At 47.5% G+C, this 24,557-nt stretch carries 21 protein-coding genes; 10 read left to right on the forward strand and 11 right to left on the reverse strand.

Annotated features, from left to right (window positions below; genetic code table 11):
* Nucleotides 1–108: 108 nt before the first annotated feature.
* The gene (gene metR, locus ACSF8X_RS11615; RefSeq protein WP_047877023.1) at nucleotides 109–1,020 is read left to right on the forward strand and encodes an HTH-type transcriptional regulator MetR; all 912 of its coding nucleotides are present in this window, start codon (nucleotides 109–111) and stop codon (nucleotides 1,018–1,020) included.
* A gap of 48 nt (nucleotides 1,021–1,068) precedes the next feature.
* Here metR and ACSF8X_RS11620 read toward each other — a convergent pair whose 3' ends face one another.
* A complete protein-coding gene (locus tag ACSF8X_RS11620; RefSeq protein ID WP_047877024.1) occupies nucleotides 1,069–1,257 on the reverse strand; it encodes a DUF4250 domain-containing protein in 189 nt (62 codons plus the stop codon).
* A gap of 211 nt (nucleotides 1,258–1,468) precedes the next feature.
* Nucleotides 1,469–2,137 carry an HI_1241 family integral membrane domain gene (locus ACSF8X_RS11625; protein ID WP_500850024.1) on the reverse strand — a complete coding sequence of 223 codons (669 nt, stop codon included), beginning with the start codon at nucleotides 2,135–2,137 and terminating at the stop codon, nucleotides 1,469–1,471.
* Between the two features lie 192 nt (nucleotides 2,138–2,329).
* On the opposite strand from ACSF8X_RS11625, the gene ACSF8X_RS11630 reads away from it, so the two are divergent.
* The 4 genes from ACSF8X_RS11630 (at nucleotide 2,330) to glpC (ending at nucleotide 8,033) form a co-directional block, all read left to right on the forward strand.
* Complete coding sequence (locus ACSF8X_RS11630) at nucleotides 2,330–3,499, forward strand: GGDEF domain-containing protein (protein ID WP_500850025.1); 1,170 nt, start codon at nucleotides 2,330–2,332, stop codon at nucleotides 3,497–3,499.
* 316 nt (nucleotides 3,500–3,815) lie between these two features.
* The gene (glpA, locus tag ACSF8X_RS11635) at nucleotides 3,816–5,474 is read left to right on the forward strand and encodes an anaerobic glycerol-3-phosphate dehydrogenase subunit A (RefSeq protein WP_500850026.1); all 1,659 of its coding nucleotides are present in this window, start codon (nucleotides 3,816–3,818) and stop codon (nucleotides 5,472–5,474) included.
* The gene (gene glpB / locus ACSF8X_RS11640; protein WP_500850027.1) at nucleotides 5,471–6,808 is read left to right on the forward strand and encodes a glycerol-3-phosphate dehydrogenase subunit GlpB; all 1,338 of its coding nucleotides are present in this window, start codon (nucleotides 5,471–5,473) and stop codon (nucleotides 6,806–6,808) included. The genes glpA and glpB overlap by 4 nt, the downstream gene beginning before the upstream one ends.
* Nucleotides 6,809–6,821: 13 nt before the next feature.
* Nucleotides 6,822–8,033, forward strand: a complete 1,212-nt coding sequence (glpC, locus tag ACSF8X_RS11645) for an anaerobic glycerol-3-phosphate dehydrogenase subunit GlpC (RefSeq protein ID WP_500850028.1) — start codon at nucleotides 6,822–6,824, stop codon at nucleotides 8,031–8,033.
* Nucleotides 8,034–8,109: 76 nt separating this feature from the next.
* Here the strand turns inward: glpC and ACSF8X_RS11650 are convergent, their stop codons facing one another.
* From ACSF8X_RS11650 to ACSF8X_RS11665, 4 genes are all read right to left on the reverse strand, one after another.
* Nucleotides 8,110–9,312: an MFS transporter gene (locus ACSF8X_RS11650; protein WP_047877030.1), complete on the reverse strand. Its 1,203-nt coding sequence runs from the start codon at nucleotides 9,310–9,312 to the stop codon at nucleotides 8,110–8,112.
* A gap of 67 nt (nucleotides 9,313–9,379) precedes the next feature.
* Complete coding sequence (locus ACSF8X_RS11655; protein ID WP_500850029.1) at nucleotides 9,380–10,024, reverse strand: lysophospholipid acyltransferase family protein; 645 nt, start codon at nucleotides 10,022–10,024, stop codon at nucleotides 9,380–9,382.
* Between the two features lie 9 nt (nucleotides 10,025–10,033).
* Complete coding sequence (locus ACSF8X_RS11660; RefSeq protein ID WP_500850030.1) at nucleotides 10,034–10,966, reverse strand: phosphatidate cytidylyltransferase; 933 nt, start codon at nucleotides 10,964–10,966, stop codon at nucleotides 10,034–10,036.
* Nucleotides 10,963–11,649 carry a CDP-alcohol phosphatidyltransferase family protein gene (locus ACSF8X_RS11665; protein ID WP_047877032.1) on the reverse strand — a complete coding sequence of 229 codons (687 nt, stop codon included), beginning with the start codon at nucleotides 11,647–11,649 and terminating at the stop codon, nucleotides 10,963–10,965. The genes ACSF8X_RS11660 and ACSF8X_RS11665 overlap by 4 nt, the downstream gene beginning before the upstream one ends.
* 325 nt (nucleotides 11,650–11,974) lie before the next feature.
* Here ACSF8X_RS11665 and ACSF8X_RS11670 point away from each other — a divergent pair, with 325 nt between their 5' ends.
* Together ACSF8X_RS11670 and dcuC are read left to right on the forward strand one after the other, a co-directional pair.
* A complete protein-coding gene (locus ACSF8X_RS11670) occupies nucleotides 11,975–12,676 on the forward strand; it encodes a hypothetical protein (protein WP_500850031.1) in 702 nt (233 codons plus the stop codon).
* Nucleotides 12,677–13,142: 466 nt separating this feature from the next.
* The gene (gene dcuC, locus ACSF8X_RS11675) at nucleotides 13,143–14,510 is read left to right on the forward strand and encodes an anaerobic C4-dicarboxylate transporter DcuC (protein ID WP_047877034.1); all 1,368 of its coding nucleotides are present in this window, start codon (nucleotides 13,143–13,145) and stop codon (nucleotides 14,508–14,510) included.
* A 641-nt stretch (nucleotides 14,511–15,151) separates the two neighbouring features.
* Here the strand turns inward: dcuC and ACSF8X_RS11680 are convergent.
* Nucleotides 15,152–15,607 (reverse strand): putative periplasmic lipoprotein, encoded by a 456-nt coding sequence (locus ACSF8X_RS11680; RefSeq protein WP_047877036.1) that lies wholly within the window; start codon nucleotides 15,605–15,607, stop codon nucleotides 15,152–15,154.
* A 618-nt stretch (nucleotides 15,608–16,225) separates the two neighbouring features.
* Between ACSF8X_RS11680 and ACSF8X_RS11685 the strand changes: the two genes are divergently transcribed.
* Nucleotides 16,226–18,577, forward strand: coding sequence for a YgiQ family radical SAM protein (locus ACSF8X_RS11685; RefSeq protein ID WP_500850032.1), 2,352 nt, complete (start codon nucleotides 16,226–16,228; stop codon nucleotides 18,575–18,577).
* Between the two features lie 54 nt (nucleotides 18,578–18,631).
* Here the strand turns inward: ACSF8X_RS11685 and ACSF8X_RS11690 are convergent, their stop codons facing one another.
* From ACSF8X_RS11690 to ACSF8X_RS11700, 3 genes are all read right to left on the reverse strand, one after another.
* Complete coding sequence (locus tag ACSF8X_RS11690) at nucleotides 18,632–18,787, reverse strand: hypothetical protein (RefSeq protein ID WP_500850033.1); 156 nt, start codon at nucleotides 18,785–18,787, stop codon at nucleotides 18,632–18,634.
* A 67-nt stretch (nucleotides 18,788–18,854) separates the two neighbouring features.
* Nucleotides 18,855–20,606: a diguanylate cyclase gene (locus ACSF8X_RS11695; protein ID WP_500850034.1), complete on the reverse strand. Its 1,752-nt coding sequence runs from the start codon at nucleotides 20,604–20,606 to the stop codon at nucleotides 18,855–18,857.
* Between the two features lie 690 nt (nucleotides 20,607–21,296).
* Nucleotides 21,297–22,058, reverse strand: coding sequence for a DUF2884 family protein (locus ACSF8X_RS11700; RefSeq protein WP_500850035.1), 762 nt, complete (start codon nucleotides 22,056–22,058; stop codon nucleotides 21,297–21,299).
* Nucleotides 22,059–22,244: 186 nt separating this feature from the next.
* Here ACSF8X_RS11700 and ACSF8X_RS11705 point away from each other — a divergent pair, with 186 nt between their 5' ends.
* A complete protein-coding gene (locus tag ACSF8X_RS11705; RefSeq protein WP_047877486.1) occupies nucleotides 22,245–22,724 on the forward strand; it encodes a LabA-like NYN domain-containing protein in 480 nt (159 codons plus the stop codon).
* A gap of 82 nt (nucleotides 22,725–22,806) precedes the next feature.
* On the opposite strand, the gene ACSF8X_RS11710 is transcribed toward ACSF8X_RS11705, so the two are convergent.
* Complete coding sequence (locus tag ACSF8X_RS11710) at nucleotides 22,807–23,469, reverse strand: cation efflux transmembrane domain-containing protein (RefSeq protein ID WP_500850036.1); 663 nt, start codon at nucleotides 23,467–23,469, stop codon at nucleotides 22,807–22,809.
* A 183-nt stretch (nucleotides 23,470–23,652) separates the two neighbouring features.
* On the opposite strand from ACSF8X_RS11710, the gene ACSF8X_RS11715 reads away from it, so the two are divergent.
* On the forward strand, nucleotides 23,653–24,537 hold the full coding sequence (locus ACSF8X_RS11715; RefSeq protein WP_047877041.1) for a LysR family transcriptional regulator: 885 nt from the start codon (nucleotides 23,653–23,655) through the stop codon (nucleotides 24,535–24,537).
* Nucleotides 24,538–24,557: the final 20 nt, after the last annotated feature.

Here is a 24,557-nt window from a genome sequence, read left to right on the forward strand (position 1 = left end):
ATCACTTGATTTTTTACATAGACGTCTAGATGTTTACACTTCTGCGAAATATACGTAAAGTGTGTGAACCTCCAACTTGGTACAGACATCAGCATAAGGATTAATGCTTTGATTGAAATTAAACATCTGCGCACCCTAACCGTCCTGCGTGATACCGGTTCGTTGACTGCAACGGCCAACACCCTCTGTTTAACTCAATCAGCACTATCGCACCAATTAAAAGATCTCGAGCTACGGCTTGGCAACCAACTGTTTCTCCGTAAAACCCGTCCGGTAAAATTCACTGCTGAAGGGGAAGTACTGCTCAAGCTGGCCGATGATGTGATTCCGCGTATTGCCCGTGCCGAGCATGAGCTGGCAAGCCTCAAAGAAGATACCAACGGCCGCCTGCATATGGCTATCGAATGCCATTCCTGCTTCCAGTGGCTGATGCCTGCCCTCAAGGAATACCAAGTACACTGGCCAAATGTCACCCTCGATTTCTCTTCCGGATTCGGATTCGAGCCACTGCCCGCTCTCGGGGCCGGCGAGCTTGACTTGGTGATTACATCCGATATTCAACCCCGCAACGAAATCCACTTCGAGCCATTGTTTGATTTTGAAATGCGTCTTATTGTTTCGCCACAATCACCATTGGCGCAGAAAGAAACCATCGAACCTGAAGACTTGGCACAACAAACATTGATGAGCTACCCGGTCCAAAAAAACCGACTTGATGTTATCAAGCATTTCTTACAGCCAGCGGGCATCGAACCGGCAAATTGGAAACAAGCCGACAATACCCTAATGCTCATTCAGATGGTCTCGGCGGGACTAGGCGTATCGGCACTACCTAACTGGGCGATTTATGATTTTGCGCGGCAAGGCTTAGTGGTCAGCAAGCCGCTCGGAAAAGGATTATGGCGAAGATTGTTTGCTGCTATTCGAGCACAAGAGAAAGATCGCCACTACCTGTCGGCTTTTTTTGCTACTGCCAAGCAGCAATGCCAGACCCATTTGGAAGGGATAAGAGCCACCTGATACCTAATACCCCGTACTTAATATCAGATGGCCTAAAATACAACGGGGTTACTTGAACTGGTTGTTGATCGGATCGTAGTGGTAACCCAGTGATTCCATTTTTGCATTTAATTCATCGAAATCTAACTCATAGCGGCTTACCAGCTCTTCGACTGTTGAGCACTCCAAGCGCAGTCGCTCATTGACGATACCCAGCACGATATTGCCGTCCATGCGAAGTAAATTATCAATCTCCATACCTACCCCCTTGATGACCTTGCAGTGTATATCCAAGCGATGCCGTTAGCATGCGTACATATTGACGCTGCTTGGATTAAGCATAGTCACTCGGCCCCAGAAAGAAAAAGAGCGAACTCACACTCTGGCATCCTGCATTCGCAATGGCTCAAACAATAAAGGCCAGCTCTTTTACAGGCTGGCCTTTGTTTGTTAACGGTTATCGCTTACATCAGAACAGTACAGTTTGCAGCTGCGCCGATCCAATCAGCAACACTGCCGCCGCCAGCAACTGCCAACGATTCACCGCTTTACCTGTTAGCAAGTGCATTGCCCATACCAAAACGCCAACCACCAGCAGCAATAGTGCAGCCACAACGTGCTTGGTCGCGACGGTCAATGATTCTGGATCCATTCCCGATGCCAACCACAGCACACACAATGCACTTAGCATGGCCCCAGCAAAACCAGCAAACGGCAATAGACGGTGAAAAGCCTGTAAGCGAGTTCTTGCTTGCGTAAGCAATAAGTGGGCGATCAGTGCGCCAAACATCACCACTGCTACCAAACTCATACCGATTTTAGGCAAAGTCTCACCCTGTAGACTGGCAACTAAAGCCACCACAGCCAAACCAATGGCCAAGTAAAACACACGCAGTGGCCCGGCATCACGGGTTTTACCCGTTTTAACCTTCAGGGTGAAATAGCCCAAGGCCGCCAATGGCAGCAATGCCGCAGGGGTGATCATGAGCGAAATCGCCCATCCCACTAATAACACAGGCAATGTTTTATGCACCCGGCCGCGCTGTCCAGGGCAAATCTCACCTTTCGTGAGCACCAAAGACAACACCAGCTGAGCACCCAATAAGGCAGGGATCAGAAAAGTGGTTACAACATCCATAACGAAAACGCCCGCAAAAATTAAACTGCCGCGATGATACCAACTCCCTAGAGATATACCAACTCTCGACCAAAGCTAAACTCAAAATTATCAATATCACGGTCACGACAATAACATTTTTTACTTTATCCCTATAATTCATGGATTTATAATTGAAACCTTCTCAAAACAACATACTTTTCAGGCATATCCATGCATGAGTCTCCCGCCCATAGCCTTCGTAAGTTCGCCTTGTATATCCCTGATCTATTCAGTGCCCGCCACCACTCTACAAATTTCAGGAATACGCGAAGCAGCTATCTGCGTAGTCGGTTGACCCTGCTCGCCTCGCTCTGGGGAGGGTTAGTGCTACTGTGGATACCTTTTGACCTTATGCACCTGCCGGGTAATGAGGGGCCGACCATTGCGATTTCACGGGTATTTCTCGCGCTTAGCCTATTCGTTATCGCGCATTGCAACTATCATCGGATCGGGTTAAAGAAAGTACTGCACGCCCTACTACTGGTTATGCTCTGCATCAATGCGTTCTATTTTCATGCCGTATGGGTACTGGGATTTCCCACGGTATATAGCGGGTATATCTATGGCTATACTCTGCTGCCTATTATTCATATTGCAATGTTGACTATTTTACCTCTCACCCTCAAAGAGAGCCTGTTCTTACTGATCATCACCGCCATACCCCAATGGATCTCAGATACCCAGTCTCAACGCTGGCTAACCCCAGAAAATCTGGCTGACTATTGGCTTCAGTTACTGCTGGCTCTTATCGTGATTTGGTCTCAGCTGTCCAAGCTCTATATGCTAATGCGTCTCTACCGGCAAGCATCACTTGATCCACTAACTGGCGTTTTCAATCGCCGGGTATTGCTGCAGCTGGCCTTAAAATCACTCCATACGACTCAGCTCGAGGGTAAGCCTTTTTCAGTTCTGTTGTTTGATCTCGACAAATTCAAACGCATCAACGACAACTGGGGGCACACTGCGGGGGATCATATCCTTCAGGCATTTGCCCAACATATCCAACAATACAGCCCCAAAGGGGGGCTGTTCGGACGTTATGGCGGCGAGGAATTTATCCTGTTCGTTCCGGGGTACTCGCCCAAAGAGGCGATTGATTTAGCAAACCAGTACCTAACGGGTATTCGTCAGCTTCAAATCCATATCGACAAATATTCACAGCCACTATCAATTACCACCAGTATCGGCATCGCAACCTATTCACATTTTGAATCGATCAGCACCCTAATTGATCGTGCAGATAACGCCTTGTATGAATGCAAGAAAAATGGTCGAGATTGCTGTCTCTATCAATCGTCGTGCAATAACCACATCACAGAGCAAAAACCTATACCGGCATAAGCACTGCAACCACGTCCCTTCTGGCCTCTCAAAGTGCGCATTTATACGTAAACGAACCCGTGAATATAAATGCGCAACTTTTCACCACAAACAAACCACAACGCCCATAATACAAGCGACAGAAACGCGCTTAGTTTCGAAAATCATTACTCTATATCGATAAACACGGCACATTTATGCGCGATCGAATGCGCGAACGCTCATAAGTGTGGAGGTGATCAATAAATACCCCCACAAAAAATGGCATATTTACACCATACCGAGAAGGAACTCATCAATTCCTGATCCACACCTATAAGAATAAGCGAAAACGAACATGACTAGCTGGTTTGAAACAGATGTTGTGATTATTGGCGGAGGCGCCACAGGAACAGGCATCATGAGGGATTGTGCCCTACGCGGGATCCCTTGTATCTTGATTGAACGCGATGACCTGGCATCCGGCACCACTGGACGCAACCACGGCCTACTCCACTCAGGCGCCCGATACGCTGTCACCGATCAGGAATCTGCCCGGGAATGTATCCAAGAAAACCGAATCCTGAAAAAAATTGCCCGTCACTGCGTTGAAGACACGCAGGGTCTGTTCATCTCCCTGCCTGATGACGACCTCGATTTCCAGAAAAATTTTATCGATGCCTGCCAGCAAGCAGATATCGACGTAGAACAGCTAACTCCCGAAGAAGCCCTTCGCCTTGAGCCAAACTGTAACCCTGCACTGATTGGCGCGGTGAAAGTCCCTGACGGTACGCTCGACCCGTTCCGCCTCTCGGCATCCAACGTACTTGATGCCGTCGAACACGGTGCACGCCTTTTCAACCACACCATGGTAACAGGGCTGATCCGAGAAGGGGCTACCGTAAAAGGCGTAAATTGCCTATGCCTGAAAACCGGCAAACACTTCGAAGTCCGAGCCAAGCAAGTCGTCAACGCTGCCGGTATCTGGGGACAGCAGATTTGTGAATACGGCGATCTGTCAATCAAGATGTTCCCGGCCAAAGGATCCCTACTGATCCTTGACTACCGCATCAACAACCTGGTGATCAACCGCTGCCGCAAGCCTTCTGATGCTGACATCCTTGTTCCGGGTGACACCATCTCGCTGATCGGCACCACCTCCGAGCGGATCGACTACGACAAGATCGATGATCTTCATGTCACCAGCAAAGAAATTGATATTCTGCTGGAGGAAGGCACCAAGCTGGCGCCTATCATGGCCAACACCCGCGTCCTGCGTGCCTACGCAGGTGTCCGTCCTCTCGTCGCCGTCGATGGTGATACCAGCGGCCGTAACATCAGCCGCGGCATTGTTCTACTTGACCACGCAGAACGCGACGGTCTTGACGGCTTTGTGACCATTACCGGCGGTAAGCTGATGACCTACCGCATGATGGCAGAGTGGACCACAGATCTGGTTGCCAAGAAGCTGGGCAATACCCAGCCATGTATTACCCACACCAAGCCGCTACCGGGCTCTGAGCAAGCTGCTCCGAAAAAGCAGCCAACCGCAAGCCTTGCCAAACCAGTGTACCAATCGGCCTACTACCGTCACGGCGAGCGTGCCGAGAAGTTCCTCAGCAACAACCGCAAGAGCCAGGCCGTGATCTGCGAATGCGAAATGGTCACCTGCGGTGAGGTGGAATACGCAATTAAGGATCTCAACGTCCACAACCTTGTCGACCTGCGCCGCCGTACCCGAATCGGCATGGGCCCATGCCAAGGCGAACTCTGCTCGTACCGCGCCGCTGGTCTCTTCTCCGAGTACGGCAACAAGAGCGGTAACGAAGCCAGCCACCTACTGGAAGACTTTCTGGAAGAACGCTGGAAAGGGATCAAACCCGTATTCTGGGGCGATGCCCTGCGCGAAGGTGAATTTACCTACTGGATTTACGAAGGCCTGTTTGGCGTCAGTGACCTGCCAGACAATCAGCAGCCGCAGGTTGCCGCGACCCACGCCGACGAGGAAACACTATGAAATTTGACAGCATTATCATCGGTGGCGGTGTCGCCGGCCTAAGCTGTGCCATCCGCTGTGCCGAGGCTGGCCTGAAAACCGCCGTTATCGCAGCAGGCCAGAGCGCACTCCATTTTTCGTCGGGTTCTATTGATGTACTGAGCAACCTACCATCGGGTCAGGCCGTCAGCCATCCTTTCGATGCATTTGATGCATTGGCAGAGCAAAGCCCTCACCACCCCTATGCCAAGCTGGGCAATAAAGCGTGCCGCGAAGCTATCGACTGGTATCAGGGCATGATGGAGGATTGCGGGGTTTACCTCTCAGCCCAAGCTGACGAACAAAACCATTACCGAGTGACACCGATGGGGACATTCCGCTCCACTTGGCTATCACAACAAACCGTCCACCAGTTTCCGGCACACCAGCTATCAGACGGCCTAGCCAGCATTGCACTGGTTACCCTTGACGGCTTCCGCGACTTCCAGCCTCAGCTTGCCGCCGACAACTTGGCACGCCTACCTGCATTTGCCGATGTCAGCATCAAGACAGCAGCCGTTCAGCTGCCCGACTTCGATGAGATGCCGCGTAACCCTTGTGAGTTCCGTTCTATTGACATCTCACGGGTACTGCGTGACGAAACCAAACTCCATGCCTTTGCCAAGCGCCTGATTCAAGCTGTGGGCAAAGCCGATTTGGTGGTATTGCCTGCTATTTTCGGTAACGGTGACGGGGCTGCAACTATCAAACTGCTCGAAGGGCTGACCGGATTCAAGATCTGCGAACTGCCAACCATGCCGCCATCCCTGCTGGGCATTCGCTTAGAAGAAGCGATGAAATCCCATTACAAGAAACTGGGCGGCCTATTGCTAACCGGTGATGAAGTCAAAGGCGGGGATATCGAGAACGGCAAGCTGTGCCGGATCTACACCCGTAACCACGAAGATATCGCCCTAAGTGCGGAGCATTTTCTAATCGCCACGGGCAGTTTCTTCAGCAAAGGACTGAGCGCTGAGCGCCATCAAATCAACGAGCCTATTTTCGGATTGGATATGGTTGAACCAGCACACCGTGATCACTGGTATCAACCTCAGTTTTTCAGCAAACAAAGCCACCCGTTTATGAAGATGGGCGTTACTTGCAATACTGACCTGAACCCTAGCATCGCAGGTTCGACAATCAGCAACCTATTCTGTGCAGGTGCCATTCTGGCCCACTATGATCCAGTACAGGAAGGTTCTGGCTCTGGCGTTGCAATCTCTACCGGCTACTATGTCGCCCAACAAATAATCCGGGCACAGCAGCACTCCACTGAACATGAAACAACTGCGTCTGAACTGACGGCAGCACTATAAGAAGGGGCAACCGATGAGCCTTCCAAAAAAAGACACCAGTTTCGACCAATGCATTAAGTGTACGGTCTGTACCGTATACTGCCCGGTAGCCAAAGCTAACCCTCAATACCCGGGTCCTAAACAGTGTGGCCCTGATGGCGAGCGACTACGAATCAAGAGCCCGGATTTCTACGATGAAACCCTGAAGCTATGCACCAACTGCAAGCGCTGTGAAACCGCTTGTCCTTCTGGGGTAAAAATCGGGGATATGATCGCCGTCGCCCGTGACGAACATGCCAAACTGGCTTTCAATATCAAAACGATCCGTGATTTTGTGCTGAGCCATACCGACCTGATGGGAACGGCTGCCACTCCGTTTGCGCCAATTATCAATACCATCACTGGTATGAAGACGGTCAAAAAAGTGATGCACAAGACCATTGGTGTCCACGATCACAAGAGCCTGCCTAAATACTCGCATGGTACTTTCCGTCGCTGGTACAAGCAAAACTGCACCAGCCAGGCACTGTATCCAAAACAGGTACACTATTTCCACGGTTGTTTCGTTAACTATAACCACCCGCAACAAGGCAAGGACTTCATCAAGGTCATGAATGCCATGAGTGTGGGCGTCCAGCTCATGGACAAGGAAAAGTGCTGCGGCGTACCGCTGATCGCCAACGGTTTCTTCGACAAGGCCAAGAAAAACGCCCAGCTCAATATCAAGAACTTTGCCGCTGCCGTCGAAAAGCACAACGCACCGATCATTTCGACCTCGTCAACCTGCGCATTCACTCTAAAAGAAGAGTACCCAAATGTGCTTAAGGTGGATAACAGCCAAGTTGCCAACAGAATCGAATACGTGACACGCTACTTGCTCAAAGAATTCATGAACGGCAATGCGCCGAAGATGAAACCGTTGAACATGAAAGTGGTATACCACACACCGTGTCACCTCGACCGTGTCGGCGGCAGCCTTTACACCATTGAACTACTGAAGATGATCCCTGGACTGGAAGTCGAGGTGTTGGACAGCCAATGCTGCGGTCTGGCGGGAACTTATGGTTTCAAAACAGAAAACTACGATACCTCGATGGCAATCGGCAGCAACCTGTTCAAGCAAATTAACCAATCAGGGGCCGATTTTGCAGTCACCGACTGTGAAACCTGCAAGTGGCAAATTGAGGAAAACACCCACCTTGAGGCCCTTCACCCTATTTCGCTGTTGGCAATGGCAATCGCCTAACCCATAGCACGATTTCCCTCCCATCCCGGATACGTTCCCCAACATTTCAATGTGTATCCGGGATTTTCCCACCTCGCTATTGCGACGCAAGATCCGTCGGTGCCTCATGCTCTTGGCGAGACAAACAATAACACAGCAGACACAGAACGACATAAAGCACAGTACCTGCGACAATTACCCCGCCCCAGCCCCAATGCTGCCAACAGTAGATCAGGTAAAAGCCACCCAAGCTCCCCCCTGCGTAGTAATGCACGAGATACAAGGCAGTGGCCGTCGCCTTGGCCGTCTGCGCTTTCTGGCTGACCCAGCCATAGGCAAGTGAATGGGTGAAAAACGAACCCGAACTGATCAACAACAGTCCTATCACCATCGCAGGAATCGACTCGAACCAAGCGACCCATAGACCACAAGCACTGACCATCGCCCCCAATACCATGCCGGAAACACTGCTGAATCGTAGGGTCCAAACCCCGCTCAGTTTAGCGGTAACGGTTCCGGTCAGATAACAAAGGAAAATCATTGACGCCCAGCTGACAGGGACTAGGTAGGGTTCAGCCACTAACCGGAAGCCCATCACGGTATAGAGGTTAACGAACAACGCAAAATTGACGCCACCGATCAACATCGCCGTCCATAGAACCGGATTACGCAAATGGCGTAACACACCGCGGATCTGGTGGCGCAATTGCCCATGTGATGGCTTGAAATACCGTTGCGGCGGCAACAGCTTATATACCAACAGCGCAACGGCGAGGCTGAACAATGCCATCACAATCACCGCGACCTGCCAGCCATAAGTTTCGGAAAGAAAGCCTCCGCTGATCCGGCCTGCTATCCCCCCGAGGGAGTTGGCGCTGATATATCCCCCCACTGCCAGCATCAAGGCCGCGGGGGTAAACTCCTCGGCCATATAAGCCACGGCCACGGCAGCAAACCCAGCCAAAGCAACCCCCATCATCGCCCGGGCGACACTGAGCATCAGCAGCGACTGGGCAAACACCGTCAGCAAACCGACCAGCGGCATCAGCATCAGGCTGATCATCATTATCTTCCTGCGCCCCACCCGTTCTGACCATACGGCCCAAGGCACCAACGACAACGCCAATGCCAACGTGGCTGCAGCTACCAACCAGTTAACCCGCGTTGCCGAAGCCTCAAATGTCACAGCCATCAGCGGCAGCATCGGCTGGAACAGATACAAGTTGCAAAAAATCAAAAAGGAGCCCAGACAGAGGGCAAAGCTAGCCCGGCGATACTCGGCGGTACGAACATCTATCATCGTTCAATCCTACGAAGGGAGGTACATCGAACGCCCCCAACCTCAAGCAAATCAAAAGATGGGGCTATCAATCATCACATACTGTAACGATACAGTATTCACTCAACGCATCATACTGGGTTTGCATCGTAACAAGAAAGTCATCAGCATCAACAAACTGTTCAATACCCTGACCAATAACAACATCGCAGTTAAACGGAACCAGCATCGCTGTGCCCTTCGGCAATGCCCGCCCCAGCCCTCGCATCACGACAGGCACAACCGGGCAGTGGTCATGATCTTTCACCAAATGATAAATACCCTTCTTCAAGCCACTCATCACTTCCGGTTCGCCCCGGCTTCCCTCGGGGAAAACCAGTAAAATATCGCCATTATCGAGGGCCTGATGACACTCGTCGAATACGGCGCTGCGCTCTCTTTGGGACGGAGAGCGACGGATAGGGATAATGCCAAGAACATTCAGCGACAACCACGCCGATAACTTGTTCTTCAAAAAGTAGTCAGCGGCAGCTACAGGACGGATTTTATGGACCATGCTAATAGGAAAAAGAGCCAGCAGCACCAAGGTATCGAGATGGCTATTATGGTTGGCGGCCACCACCGCCGGGCCATGCAACGGCAAGTGCTGCCGCTGAATGATATTCAGCCCCAAACCGATAAACACCAGCGGCTTTACCAACAGCAATACAAAAAGAAATTTGAATAATTTCATTTGCGTCACCTAATAGTAAAGATAATAGATGTAGTGGAAGAACAACGGAGCCGTGAACATCAAACTGTCAATACGATCCAATATGCCGCCGTGGCCGGGGATAAACTGGCTGGTATCTTTTATCTGCAAGTCACGCTTAACCGAGGAAATCACTAAATCACCGATAAAACCACTGAATGCGATGATCATCCCGGCCACCATCCCCTGCAGCGATGTTAACGGCGTCAGGTAAGGCGCTGCAAAGTAGCTGATCGCAATAATAGTGACCGCGCCGCCGACAAAACCCTCCCATGTTTTATTCGGGCTCACCTTAGGCACAATCTTATGCTTTCCGAAAGTTTTCCCCCACACGTACTGGCAGACATCATTGAACTGGGTAAAGACAAGCAGGAACAGCAGCATCCCCATCGAGCCGGCTTCGGGATTTTTGCTTGGTAATACCAACAGATAAGCCATATGGCTTACACAGAAAACCGTCAGCATCAGAGCCCAATGAATAATACCGGCAGATCGGATAAACCCTTTGGTTTCGCCAATCAATACCGCAACCATTGGCAAGTACAGAAACATATATACCGGAATAAAAATAATATACATGCCGTACCAACCAATCGATAACCAGTAATACTGGAACGGAATGGACAGATAGGCCCAGAAAATCACCCGGCGATCAGCCATCCGAGTCGGTACAATCGACAGGAATTCTTTTAACGCCAAGAAACTCAAAAAACCAACAAAGACCAGCGTATAGTTAAGCGGTAGGTACAGCACCACAAAAACAATGGCTATCATCCACCACCATGAGCGGATCCGCAGCTTGAGTTCGTGGTAATCCTTATCAGGATGACGCCGCGATAGGTACAAATAGGCCAGCGTGCCGGCAATCAATACCATGAGGATCACGGCCATCATATGTAACGAATGAATCGGGATACTCGTCATTGGCTGCATCCCTCACCTTTTTGCGCTTGCTCCGCTTTGGCAGCATAAATACCGCTCAAACGCCGCCATACGGTTATCACACAGCCGACAGCCATCGCCACCAAAGCCATATCCATTGCATAGAAAGAATAGGCAGGCAGCAAAACAAATAACTGATCGACAAACATCAGCAACGACACAAAGGTCAACAATGCCATCCGATGTTGTTTGGCCATCGGCCCTCGAAAATCCGCCTCACAACCCATACTGACCCCCAGCACACGAACATAGGCGGTTAATACAGCAAGCAAAGCCGAAACCCAAGCAAGAGGCATCGCAAATTGAGACTGAGCAATCAAGCCAGCAGCAATAATCAGTAGGGGATCAGCAATACGATCCGGCACATCATTAAAAAGCTCACCTGCAGGTGTCTTTTTGCCCCCCTCAACGGCGACCATGCCATCAAACAAATTACACAAAAGGCGCAGTTGTATCGCCAATGGAAATAAGATCAACCATATCGGTGATGGAAAATAATAATAACCCGCAGCAAAAGCCAAACCACTCCCGGCAAAGACCATGCTCATCAGTGAAATTTGGTTCGGGGTTATATTTTTTTTGCTGAGCCAAACGGCTATACGTTTAGTTACTGATAAACTGCGCACCGCAAGTGGACGGCGATTTGCTTCATCTTCATGTTCCATAAGAGCTTTTATCCATTAATATCATTAACGGCATTATATACACAAGTTACTTAAATATGCAGGAGCCAAGGTGTTATCCTGCAAATACAACACGAAAAGATGACATTTCAGATCTAATACCCATCCCCCCTTTGGGTATATAACTGTTATTACTATGCTCACCTGAATCCTGTATATTGGGGAATTGGGGAATATTCCATCACGCACACTCCATCACGTATGGGTAACATTCATGATATTTAAACGAAACACTCTAAAACGATCTGGGCTCTACTTTAACCTTCGCTCTCACAGGCACGATGCATTGAATCTACTATTGTCTTCAATGAAAGAAGATAAAATAAAAATGAGCACAGACCTACTTGAAGACATTTTTGAGATTGCAGAGCAAGATTACCAAAAAAATGAACTCCAGTGTCTTGGCGCACACCTTGAGCCATTTCTGAAAAAAACACGTTCCGACATGGATATTTCTGATGATGTAGTTTGTCAGTTTTACCGTTACCTATTGAGCGGCGGTTGCATCCCCAAAGTCACCAACCAACACGACCTTGACCTACTGACATCAACATACAAAGAAATCGACCACAATAACAAGCTTGTCAATAAGTTCATGTTCTTACTGATCTTTGGTTATCATGGCAAATATAAAATTGATGAAAGCAACGCTCTCAATATCCATGATTTCAAGCTGTATTTTAGTGCATGGTCACAGTTCAACAAATACACTAACATGCGCAATATGGGGACAAAAAAAGACAAATTTATTCCGTTTGCAGAGTGCAACTCTCTCACAGAACATTTAACAAAAATATTGAAAGTCACAGGGGGAAACTGCACGTTTACTGAGACTCTTCCTTATTGGGCAATGATATTTACTGTTTTGTTAAATGACACTAAGGCATTGGATTTTTTAGACTATCTTATTGAAAATGAAAGTGATATTGAGTCTCTTGATTTCTTTGTCTCTGCGACAAATAATCCCCAGTTAAAATTACATTTCAATCAAATACAAACCAATAGCTAATCACATACCAAGCTACGTCTTAGAGCATTACCTCATGTAGCTTGGTGACTCAATGGCTTGGTTCTCTCCTCCTCAATAAAGACCAATTGAGCAAATTCCATACAACAAGCTCAAATTTACACCACTAGACATAAATTAACATTTAATTTACACCTAACTGGTTGTTGTAAATGGAATTTTTTTAACAACGCTTAGATTACAATAAATTAAAATCACAATGCTCAAATAACGAGCAATCTATACATTTAACTCACAACAAACAATTGAAAAAACATTAAATACCATTGTTGTAGCGCAAAATTAACAGGTTACTTAAAATACTGTCTGAGATCATAAAGTCGCTGAATTGTTAATGTCCTATTACCTCTTTTTATGTAAATTAGCCACAAACAATCTGTAAGAAAAAACCCAACTTATTCATATTTTTTCTTATTTTATGCAAACAATGGATTAAGAGGATTATTCCATGCTGGAGCTATTGATTGGCCTTGCAGTTACGATTGCTGTTGGCTATTTCATAATTAAAGGATACAAACCTGCAGGCGTTCTACTAACAGCAGGTTTGACACTGCTTCTTATCACTGGCCTATTAGGCTATAAAGTTCTTCCTGCCAAAGTAGAAGCAACAGGCAACTTCGTCACCGACTCACTCGAATACGTGAAGTACATGCTGCAGTATCGTGGCGGCGGCCTAGGTATGCAAATCATGCTGCTTTGCGGTTTTGCCTCTTACATGACGCATATCGGCGCAAACAACGTTGTTGTTAAGCAATTCTCCAAGCCTTTGTCTGTCATCAAATCCCCTTATGTGCTGCTAGTTGCGGCATACATTGTTGCCTGTTTGATGTCACTAGCGGTGAGCTCGGCCACAGGCCTTGGCGTACTACTGATGGCGACCCTCTTCCCTATGATGACAGCCATGGGGATTTCTCGCCCGGCGGCTGTTGCCATCTGTGCATCACCGGCAGCAATTATTCTATCGCCAACATCCGGCGATGTTATCGTCGCAGCTGAAAAATCAGGCTTGCCACTGCACGTGTTTGCCGTAGAAACCGTACTGCCGGTATCTATTTGTGCAATCATCGTAATGGCCGGTGCCGCGTTCTTCTGGAACAAGTACCTTGATAAGAAAGAGAATATCGTGATGGAAAAAATCGATATTTCTGAAATCGAAGTCAAGGCGCCATCCTACTACGCTATTTTGCCATTCCTGCCAATCATCGGTGTCTTCGCTTTCAACGGCGAAACTATCCCTGGCCTTACCCTAGACATCTACACTATCGTCGTTATGTCTATTGTTATTGGTGCTCTGGTTGATTTCGTGACCAAGCGATTCAAAGGCAAGGAAACACTTGAAGATCTTGAATCGTGCTACCAAGGTATGGCGGAAGCATTTAAAGGCGTGGTCATGCTGCTGGTTGCCGCAGGCGTATTTGCCCAGGGCCTAATGTCTATCGGTGCTATCGATAACTTGATTGGTCTGGCTGAATCAGCCGGTGCAGGTGGTTTTGCTCTGATGCTGCTACTAACCGGCCTTACTGTTGCGGCAGCTATCGCGACAGGTTCAGGTAACGCACCGTTCTATGCTTTTGTCGAACTCGCACCAGCTCTTGCGGGCAAGATGGGTCTAAGCCCTGCATTCCTGATCATCCCTATGCTTCAGGCATCGAACCTTGGTCGTACTATCTCGCCAGTATCTGGTGTTATTGTTGCCACATCTGGTATGGGTAACGTCAGCCCGTTCGAAGTCGTGAAACGTACTTCAGTACCGGTTCTGTGCGGCCTACTAACCGTAATCATCGGTACTATGGTATTGGTACCTATGCACGTTTAATTGAAAACGATTAGCGTAAGCATCAAAGCCCTGCTTCGGCAGGGCTTTATATATCAATAGATAATATCTGCAACATAGAGCTCCCTAAGCGAATACCCATCCCCCCTGCCGTTGGCGATCAAATCAACCGATTCAATTGCATAAATGCCCAAGGCGGTATGCAACAGTAACATTGAGGCTAAGCTCTGCGTAAATTGCTTGAACCTCGTCAAGGTCGCAGGCTTCATTCGTCCCGTTTTCACCAAATAAATCAATACGATCCATTTAAGCAGGGAAAATATCGTATACATACTCTCTCGCTATCAAGATATTATATTATTGCTATGCCTGCGATCCTAACAATACCGTACGGCATCCTCAAGTATACGAAAGCCGTTATACCGAATCGTTATTCTTATTGCTAAAAGAAGCGAAAAGAGGAATAGAGCCCAACACCGTACTAAGTGCTAAACGGGGAAAGCACAGACTAACGGTGCAAAGATTTGCAGATAAATAAGACTATTATTTTTAAGACCGGAAAGATTGAAACTAACTTAGCTGCTTACAAAATGACCTTGCAGAGGCGTTGAGCCTCAATCACTTAAACAATTAAAACAATAGGTTATATACAGAAAGAGCCGCTATTGCGGCTCTGCTAACAATTACAGATTACTCTCTCTTTTCGAGAAGTAATGCTTGGCACTATTAACTTCATCCTCTGAAGGTACATAGATCCGCCAAGCGTCTCCCTCATGCTTTTTATATTTCACCTCACCCGTTACAGCATTAAACTCATAGTAAGGGTAGAATTCACGCAGATTGAAAAACATGGCTGGTGCAAAAAATAGAATATCTGCCGCTAAATACCCACCATTAAATTTCAATGGAACCAATCCATATTTGGTTTCATTGGTTGTGGAGTCAGTGATTTTATAACGATAATTGCCAAAACTCGTTGTTGAATATGTCTCCTCAATGCCCGTTCCCGGTTCCAAAACGATAGGAGAAAATTCGTTAATCATAATGCTTGTTTGGTTATCTGCCGCTGTCATTGACGTCGTCGCACTACAACCCGCCATCACAGTGCAGAAAGCAAACAATGCAATTTTATTTTTCATTTTTTATTACATCCATAATAATATGTTGATTGGCACATCGTAACAATTAATAAAACACAGTTCAATAATTGACTCGATGATATACCTGATTATTCCTTCAATCTTATCGATATAACCTACATACACACTTTTCAGATAGAAATATATACCCATAATACTTCGTCAGATACAGCGTCCAACATATTTCCTGTGCGCGCGATTCAAAGAGAGACATAACGAAATAACACGGCCTCTCAAGGAAACTCAATTCCGAATTGCAGAGATTAAAAACGTCAACCCGCCCTCTCTGGCCCCACCTATCAGCCTCTTTACAAGCCTGTTAACGTCACTGTAATGAGAAATTGATGTTTTACTGCCTGTTCATGGTAAACTCTGTCCCCTTTTATACGCCCTATACTATCGCTTAGAGTCGTGCTGGCATATTGCCTGCCTCTGCTAAGGTTATCAGCGCCGATAGGCGGCCGGGGCAACGAACAGAATGACGTACAATTTGGATGGGCATTTGAATGTAACCCTTCAAAGATAAGGGGTATCTTCTTTTATAAGAGTGCTATTTTATCTTTATCCATTACGGATGCCCCACTGCGCCCCGAACTTTAAGAATTTTACTGTAAGCCAATGAATGTAAATAAAATTAACGAATATCCAAAATACTGGGCTGAATGCTACGGCACGTCGCCTTTCCTGCCAACCTCACGCAAAGAGATGGAAGCACTAGGCTGGGACAGCTGCGACATCATCATTGTTACCGGTGATGCCTATGTCGATCACCCAAGTTTTGGTATGGCGGTCATTGGTCGTTTGCTCGAATCACAGGGTTTCCGTGTCGGTATCATTGCCCAGCCTGACTGGAATAACAAAGATGCCTTCATGCAACTAGGCAAGCCAAACTTATTTTTCGGTATCACCGCCGGCAACATGGACTCGATGATCAACCGTTATACGGCCGATCGTAAACTACGCCATGATGATGCCTACACACCGAATAACGAAGGAGGCAAACGCCCTGACCGTGCTGTACTGGTATATTCACAGCGCTGCCGCGAAGCTTACAAAGAAACCCCTATCGTACTGGGTGGTATTGAAGCGAGCCTCCGCCGCCTTGCCCATTACGATTACTGGTCAGACAAAGTTCGCCGCTCAGTGCTGTTCGATGCCAAAGGCGATATCCTACTGTTCGGTAATGCTGAACGTGCATTGGTTGAAGTTGCCCACCGCCTGGCTGATGGCGAAGACATCGCGAACCTGACCAATATTGCTGGCACCGCAGTGATCCTCAAGGAAATTCCTGCTGGTTACAAAGAGATTGATTCCAGCCGCATCGAAAAACCAGGCAAAGCGATGCCGATGCCTAACCCATATGCGACAGAAGAAACCTGTAGCACCAACCAGAAAGAAAATGCCCAGCCAGCAGCGGCACAACCGGTCCAAATCCAACCTTCGCGTCATGATGCCACCAGCACGGTAGTGCGCCTGCCATCATACGAGAAACTGCGTAATGACCGTATTCTGTACGCCCATGCCAGCCGTGTCATGCACTTGGAAACCAACCCGTATTCTGCCCGCGCATTGGTTCAGACCCACGGTGACCGTGAGCTGTGGATCAACCGCCCGCCAATCCCGCTAAGTACGGAAGAAATGGATTTTGTGTTCGGCCTACCCTATGCACGCGTACCGCACCCTTGCTACGGCAAAGCTAAGATTCCGGCTTACGACATGATCAAAACCAGCGTTAACATCATGCGTGGCTGTTTTGGCGGTTGTTCTTTCTGCTCGATTACCGAGCACGAAGGGCGGATCATCCAGAACCGTTCCAAGGAATCCATTCTTAACGAGCTTGAAGAGATCCGCGACAAAGTTCCGGGCTTTACCGGTACAATCTCCGATCTTGGAGGCCCAACTGCCAACATGTACCGTTTGGGCTGCTCGGATCCACGCGCTGAGGCCAACTGTCGTCGCCCGTCTTGTATTTTCCCAGAGATCTGCAAGAAGTTGGACACCGACCATAAACATACCATTGATCTTTACCGTAAGGCTCGCCAGGTGAAAGGGATCAAGAAGATCATGATTGCCTCTGGGGTACGTTATGATCTGGCTATCGAATCGCCTGAATATATCCGTGAGCTTGTCACCCACCACGTAGGTGGCTACCTGAAAATTGCCCCTGAGCACACAGAGAAAGGCACGCTTGACCTGATGATGAAGCCGGGAATGGGTACCTATGACCGCTTCAAGGCGCTATTTGAGAAATACAGCAAAGAAGCAGGCAAGAAGCAGTACCTGATCCCGTACTTCATTTCAGCGCACCCTGGCTCGACAGACGAAGACATGCTGAATTTGGCATTGTGGCTCAAAAAGAATGAGTTCCAGTGTGATCAGGTTCAGAACTTCTACCCGTCACCGATGTGTAACGCGACTGCGATGTACCATTCGGAAACTAACCCGCTTAAACGTGTTAAATACAAAAAACGTGAAGACCTGTTTGTTGCCAAAGGTGAGCGCCAACGCCGCCTGCACAAAGCACTGCTGCGTTACCATGATCCAGCCAACTGGCCATTGCTTCGCGAAGCACTGATCAACATGGGCAAAAAGCACCTGATTGGTGATGCGCCGCACTGCTTGATCCCGCATGAAGGATCAGATGCCGAACTGACACAGGCCGACCGCCGCAAGTCGGGACGCCATAGTGCGAAACGCTTTGCAACCAAGCACCCAAACCAGCCGGATATCCGCAAGGATGGTCAGCGCGGTAACCGAGGAGCTAACGGCCAAAACAACAAGGGAGGCAAACCAGGCAACCGCAATGGCACTTCTGCTAGTGGCCGCAGTACTCCAGCTAACGGTAACAAGCCAACATCTGGCAAGCCGGGGGCAAACAAAGCAGGTAACAAACCTGGACAGCGCCCTGCAAAAGCCTCGAATGGCGGGCAGCGCCAAGGCGGCAAACCGCAACGCACTCGCCAGCGCTAATCGCCAGCGATTATCAGCCCCACCATAATCAAAAGGCCCGCACAAGCGGGCCTTTTAACGCATCAATTCCATTGCCATAAAAACAATCACCGCGATGACAACCAGCCCCCCGAATACCATCAGGGCCCGTTGCTGCGTGCGCTCATCCAAACGTTGAGCCGCCAAACCACCAATAATCAGCAGCAGCACAATAACGGCCACTTTAATCATTGCGAACCACCTATAATGAGAAATATCTTATAGTATCAATAAATTAGTCGATTTAATGCAATACTGCTCATACTTTGACCAAATTCATAACTCCAACGTCACCATAGAGACGGTCTTGATAATACAGCACTTGATTCTTGCCTTGTGACTTAACTCTATACAAAACAAGATCTGCCCGTGCAATGGTACTATCAACCGAGTCTTCCACTGCGGCGACACCAATACTGACAGTGACCACACAGCGTTTCTTATCGTCACTAATAACCGTTTGATTCAGCCGCTGTCGCACCTTATTCATTATCGAAGCGGCCTGTTTGCCGCAACTAGCAGGAAACAGTACCGCAAACTCCTCCCCGCCATAGCGCGCCACCACACACTGCTGATCACAAGACTCCTTGAGTATGGTTGCCACCTCGAGGATCACCTTGTCACCAAACAGATGCCCGTGAGTGTCGTTGATCCGTTTGAAATCATCAATATCGAGCATCGCCAGATAGTGACGGCTATCGCGCGTCAATTGAGCCTCTACCCGACAGCACAAGTACCGTTTGTTCATCAAGCCTGTCATCGCATCGGTATTCTTGATACGCTGAGTAAGACGGACATGGTTCAATGCACTTTGCGTATAATTGCGCAGGATATTAGCGAACTGTGGCAACAACAACTGAGATGTACGAATATATAGAATACCGATTAGTTTATTTTGGTTAGTCAACGGTACCCTGAGGCAAGACTGACAAGCGAACAATCTCGTGACAAAAGGATCATCATTGAGTGCAGGTAGCCGCTGAATTCGATATTGACTATCGGCAAACAATCCCCTTACCGTCTTCTTATCTATCGCACAATCACTCTGGTATACCTGATAGGTCTGGGTATTCTCATCATATCGTACCAACGCAATTTGAGATGACCCTAACACTTCCCGAACCATTGTCTGAAGCTGGGTATACAATTTATCCATGCTTCGCACTTCATTGAGCTCGCTGCCATATTGGTGGATCCGACGAGAAATCAAAGACAAAAAGAGAGCAAGAAGGATCATTGCAACCAAAGCAACCGTCGAGACCCCCATCCCCAATGTCTGCCACAAAATTTCAGACTGGGCCGTTCCAGAGAAAACAACCCACCCATAGCGCGAAACAGGGTGAAAAACACTGAATTTATCGTTCCCCTGATAGCTATAATTCAGTAATTTAGCCGGATGATCTTTTTTCCCCGGTAGCGGCAATTGCTCTCCTGTCAGATAACTGACCGACGACGAGGCAATACGTGAGGGGTCGGGATGCATAATAATACGGTTGGTTACTGCTTCTACGGCATAGAAATAGCCATTTGCCGATGTTTTTAAACCTGCCAGGTTGGCGTAAATTTGATTGACATTAATTTCAAGGACAAAACGGATATCACGATGCCGATCATTGAGTACCTTCACAATCGAAACCGTCCAGCTCTCCATACTTTTACTGTAGTAGAGCCGACTCACGTAATACTGCCCTAACGGCGCATCCTTGATATACCAAGGGCGCTGAGAGACTCCCCCACTCACTTGATAGCGGGAGAATCCCCCCGTTGCGACATAATTCCCGTCAGCTAACAGTGCAATTTCCAAGTAGGTATTCTGGCCTTGTAATATTCGTTCTGCAGCCTTAATCACTAATTGTGGATCTTCTTCGGCCAACCACAATTGCTCCAGCAAATATAAATGCCCCGCCGCCGATGAATAATGGTGGCCAAGATATGCACTAGCAATCGTGACATTGTCAGTCGCATGACTAATTTCACGGCCTTTTAAGGTTTGGTATTCATATACAGCCATGTATATCAACGCGGCTATCACCAATGTGACTAGCGGTGCGATACATCGCATAAACAATCGAGGTTGAATAAAATTTCGCTTCAATAAGCGAAACATTGATTGATAGTCCATTATAATCAAATTACCTTATTTGCTCTCTTATTGGCATAACTCGAACCAAAAGTTTCAATTGCGAATATCAACGTTAATCCTGATATCCACAGAAAGTAGAGCAAAATACAATACCACTGCATAACTAATGTTTATCTGGGTGGTGTTTCAAGCAGAATGCCTCAATATACCATAAAGACAGGTATACTGTGCAACTTCATTCATTTAGTTGATAATAGAGCATCTAAAACAGCCTACATAAACTCATAGGCTATAAAAAATATCATTTTTTATTCACTTTATAGGAACGTAAAACACAAAAAGGTAGCCAGAAGGTAAATGAAGGGTTAGGCAAATGCACCGACCAGACTACAAATAATATACATCCCCCACCCCAAAAGCAGGAAGCTCTAATAACAACAACCGGTAGTTAGCCTATGAAAGTGATTCAGCGTACTCACTTCTATCTCAAATACCTTTTATTCATTCAAGTATTTGCCTTAATTTGAGTACGCTGAAATCAATCTGAGCTCTGAATTAAATTAGATATACTCAGTATTTCTAAAACGAGAAATTTAATACTCACCCAATATCCAAGATTTATATTTCGAACATTGGATAATTTTTCAACTCAGGGATCATTTCATGTAATGCTTTTTCTTCCTGAGCCAACGACTGCATTGAACCACAAACAGATTCGGCTTCTTTTTTTACCTGTTCAGTATTGGCTTTAAAATCATTATTCAATGTTTTCTCTAACTCAGACATCTTCCCTTTAAAATCACCGAAACTAAGCTCACCTTTCTTCATCTCATTCGTCAATGCCGAAAAAATAGCCGAGGCAGAAGCCAAACTAACATTATCCATCGCAGCCTCAAACTCCTGCCGCCAATCTTTATCCATCACTGAAAATGTATCGGCAGGCATCACAAATTCACCATCTTGGTAGAATTTCGCTTTTGCTTTTGTACTGTATTCATTAATCAGCTGATTAACCGATGCAAACGCCTCTGTCTCTCCGAATGCCTGCCCCAAAGCATTAATTGCAGAATGTGCAAGTTCCGCCCCCTTCTGCGTCAACTCCGGAAGTTTTGGTAGCTCACTCTGTACATGCAAGCTATAGGCTTCTACGGCCTCCTGCTGCAACGCCGTTAAGTCAACTTTCTCGCCATTGACAAACAATTGGTATTCATCGTCAATTTGCCAGATCGGTTTGCCGTTTTGATATACTTCTACCGTTTTACCTACAATATGAATGTCATTTTGCACATCTATCGGGCATGTCTGAGTTTGTGCATTGGCTGATGCCGATAGAGAAAACAAGTTTGCGCCGATAAGCGCCGAGAGTAGATATTTTTTCATGACTGACCCATTTCCTTTTTATTAAGGCTACTGTCACACTTTTTTACGCTGACGACAAGTCAGGTTCAAACGGACAAAAGCGGTTATGAGTCATTTTTGAACATTGAGAAGCAAGTTGCAGCATACTTGCTCCTGCTAACCTGTTATAATTTTACCGATATCTTAAACAAAACTATCTGGTTTATTGTGGAAAAAGTCGCTATTTTCGTGGATGTACAAAACATCTACTATACCGTTCGAGACACCTACCACTGTAATTTCGATTACAACGCTTTCTGGGCAGAGGCGACTGAGGGTAAGCAGGTTGTGGCTGCCTATGCCTATGCCATCCATCGGGGTGACGAAAAACAACGGCAATTTCAAAATATCCTGAGGGGAATAGGTTTTGAGGTTAAGCTCAAGCCTTTCATCCAACGTAGCGATGGCTCGGCAAAAGGTGACTGGGATGTGGGGATTACACTTGATGTTATCGAACACGCCAACGATGTTGACCGTGTCATATTACTCTCTGGTGACGGCGACTTTTCCTTACTGGTCGATAAGGTACAATCAAAATTTCATACGCCCGTTGAAATTTATGGTGTGCCGGAATTAACGGCAAGTTCACTCATTAATGCCGCCGCTTTTTTCCGCGAAATTGACCACAGCTTATTGCTGCAGCGCTAGAGCATCCCTCAAGAAAACTCAGATCTAAAAAATCACAACCGTCTTTCTGTCGATAGAAACTGAAAGACGGTTGTGATTCTTCTTATGCAGCCATCGCCTGTTGATCTCGCAACTGACCTATGGCATTTCGCACCATTTTAATTGGAACGATACCGAAATAGAGTGACGCAATAACAACCATTGCAGGGTCAGCATAAACGGCATATTCCGAATAACCCGCATAGGTCATCACACTCGAGGTAATAAAACCAAGCATAACCGCAGCACTGATAACCGTATCCATCATCCACTGTTTAGCCTCAGCTTCCACTAACAACGAACGTGTCCTCTGGCTAAATTTATGCATTAGGGTAAAGGTTGCCAAACAGCCTGCTACGTTGACCACACCAAATAAAAGGGCCATACCACCATCGACTTCACGGCCGCCACTCAAAATGGCATTCACCGCAGAAACCAGTGACAAACCACACATCAGGGTAATCACCATGCCTTTGAAAGCGATAACCATCGGCTCTAGTTTGCCTGATATCTCTTTGTTACGCTTACCAACGGCGGAATGCATATAAGCCGCTGCGCCTAGTGATACTAGGGTCAATGCCAGACTTACCAATGAATAGGCACCGTCGAAAACAATAACTAGCGACCCCATCCATAGACCAAGTCCGATACCCATCAGGGCAAACAGCAACGCAGAAAAAGTAGAAACCGAAAGTAATTTGCGTTCTAAAGCTATATTGATACTCATAATAATCTTTGAGCTGACCGTTTTGTTGTCAGCTTCCTCTTTGTATTTTGATTACAGAATCATAATAACGCTTTATCTAGCATGCAGTGAGTCGCCCAGCGTCGTGTTTTTCGTCGCTGAACTTGCCTCGCTTCCTCGGCCGGATTAATCTATGTTGGCAATATATTTAGATGGCGAATAAAAATGAAAATTCACCAATTGGAAATGTTTCTAGAAACCTGCATCTACGGCTCCATTGCTGAGGCCGCGCGCCGCCTAGGCAAAAGCCGTACCACCGTGAGTGCCTCTATTAACGCATTGGAAGACCAGCTCGGAGTAACGCTACTCCACCGGACGGGCAATCAGGTCATACTGACGGAAATTGGCGAGGCGATCAAAAACGACTGTGAGAGAATGGTAATGATAGCCGGAGATATCCGGGCTAAATGCAGCCAGTCAATGGCCGGTATCGAATCGGCAATCCGCATAGCCAGGGACGATGCGCTACCGGAGCCTTTCTGGCGCCAGCTAATCACCGAAATGAGTTTGCAGTTCCCCACAACGAACGTTTCGGTATATGTCGCACCGCCCCCTGAGCTGCATGAAATGGTCAGCGACAATATGGTCGATGTCGCCTATTGCCTGCTACCAATGACCGATACCCTGCCACACAACCATCACCATATCCTCGGTCAAATCCGAATGATGTCCGTGGTACACAGCAGCCATCCCCTCAGCAAGCTCAGTCGTATCATCAGTGCAGATCTGGCTCGCTACACCGAATTTACCCTGTCCGCCATCGAGGATGACAACCTGGTTGCCGTTGCGCCTGCATCAAGCAACTATATTGCCCTGCCTTTTTACGAACACCTGCGCAATGCCGTTCTCGATGGTACCGGCTGGTCCACAGTCCCTTCCGTGCTTATCAATCCCTATTTGCGCAGCGGCGAGCTGAAAGTGCTCAACCACTACCGGGCGATGAAGTGGCAACCTTATGGCATGATCGTGGGTCAAAATACCAATCTAGGCACACTCAACCAATGGCTCAGTGGCCGTCTGGAGCAGTATCTCAACGAAGCCTCGCTATAACACCTATTATCTAATGCCAT

The sequence above is a fragment of the Photobacterium panuliri genome, from assembly GCF_059920555.1.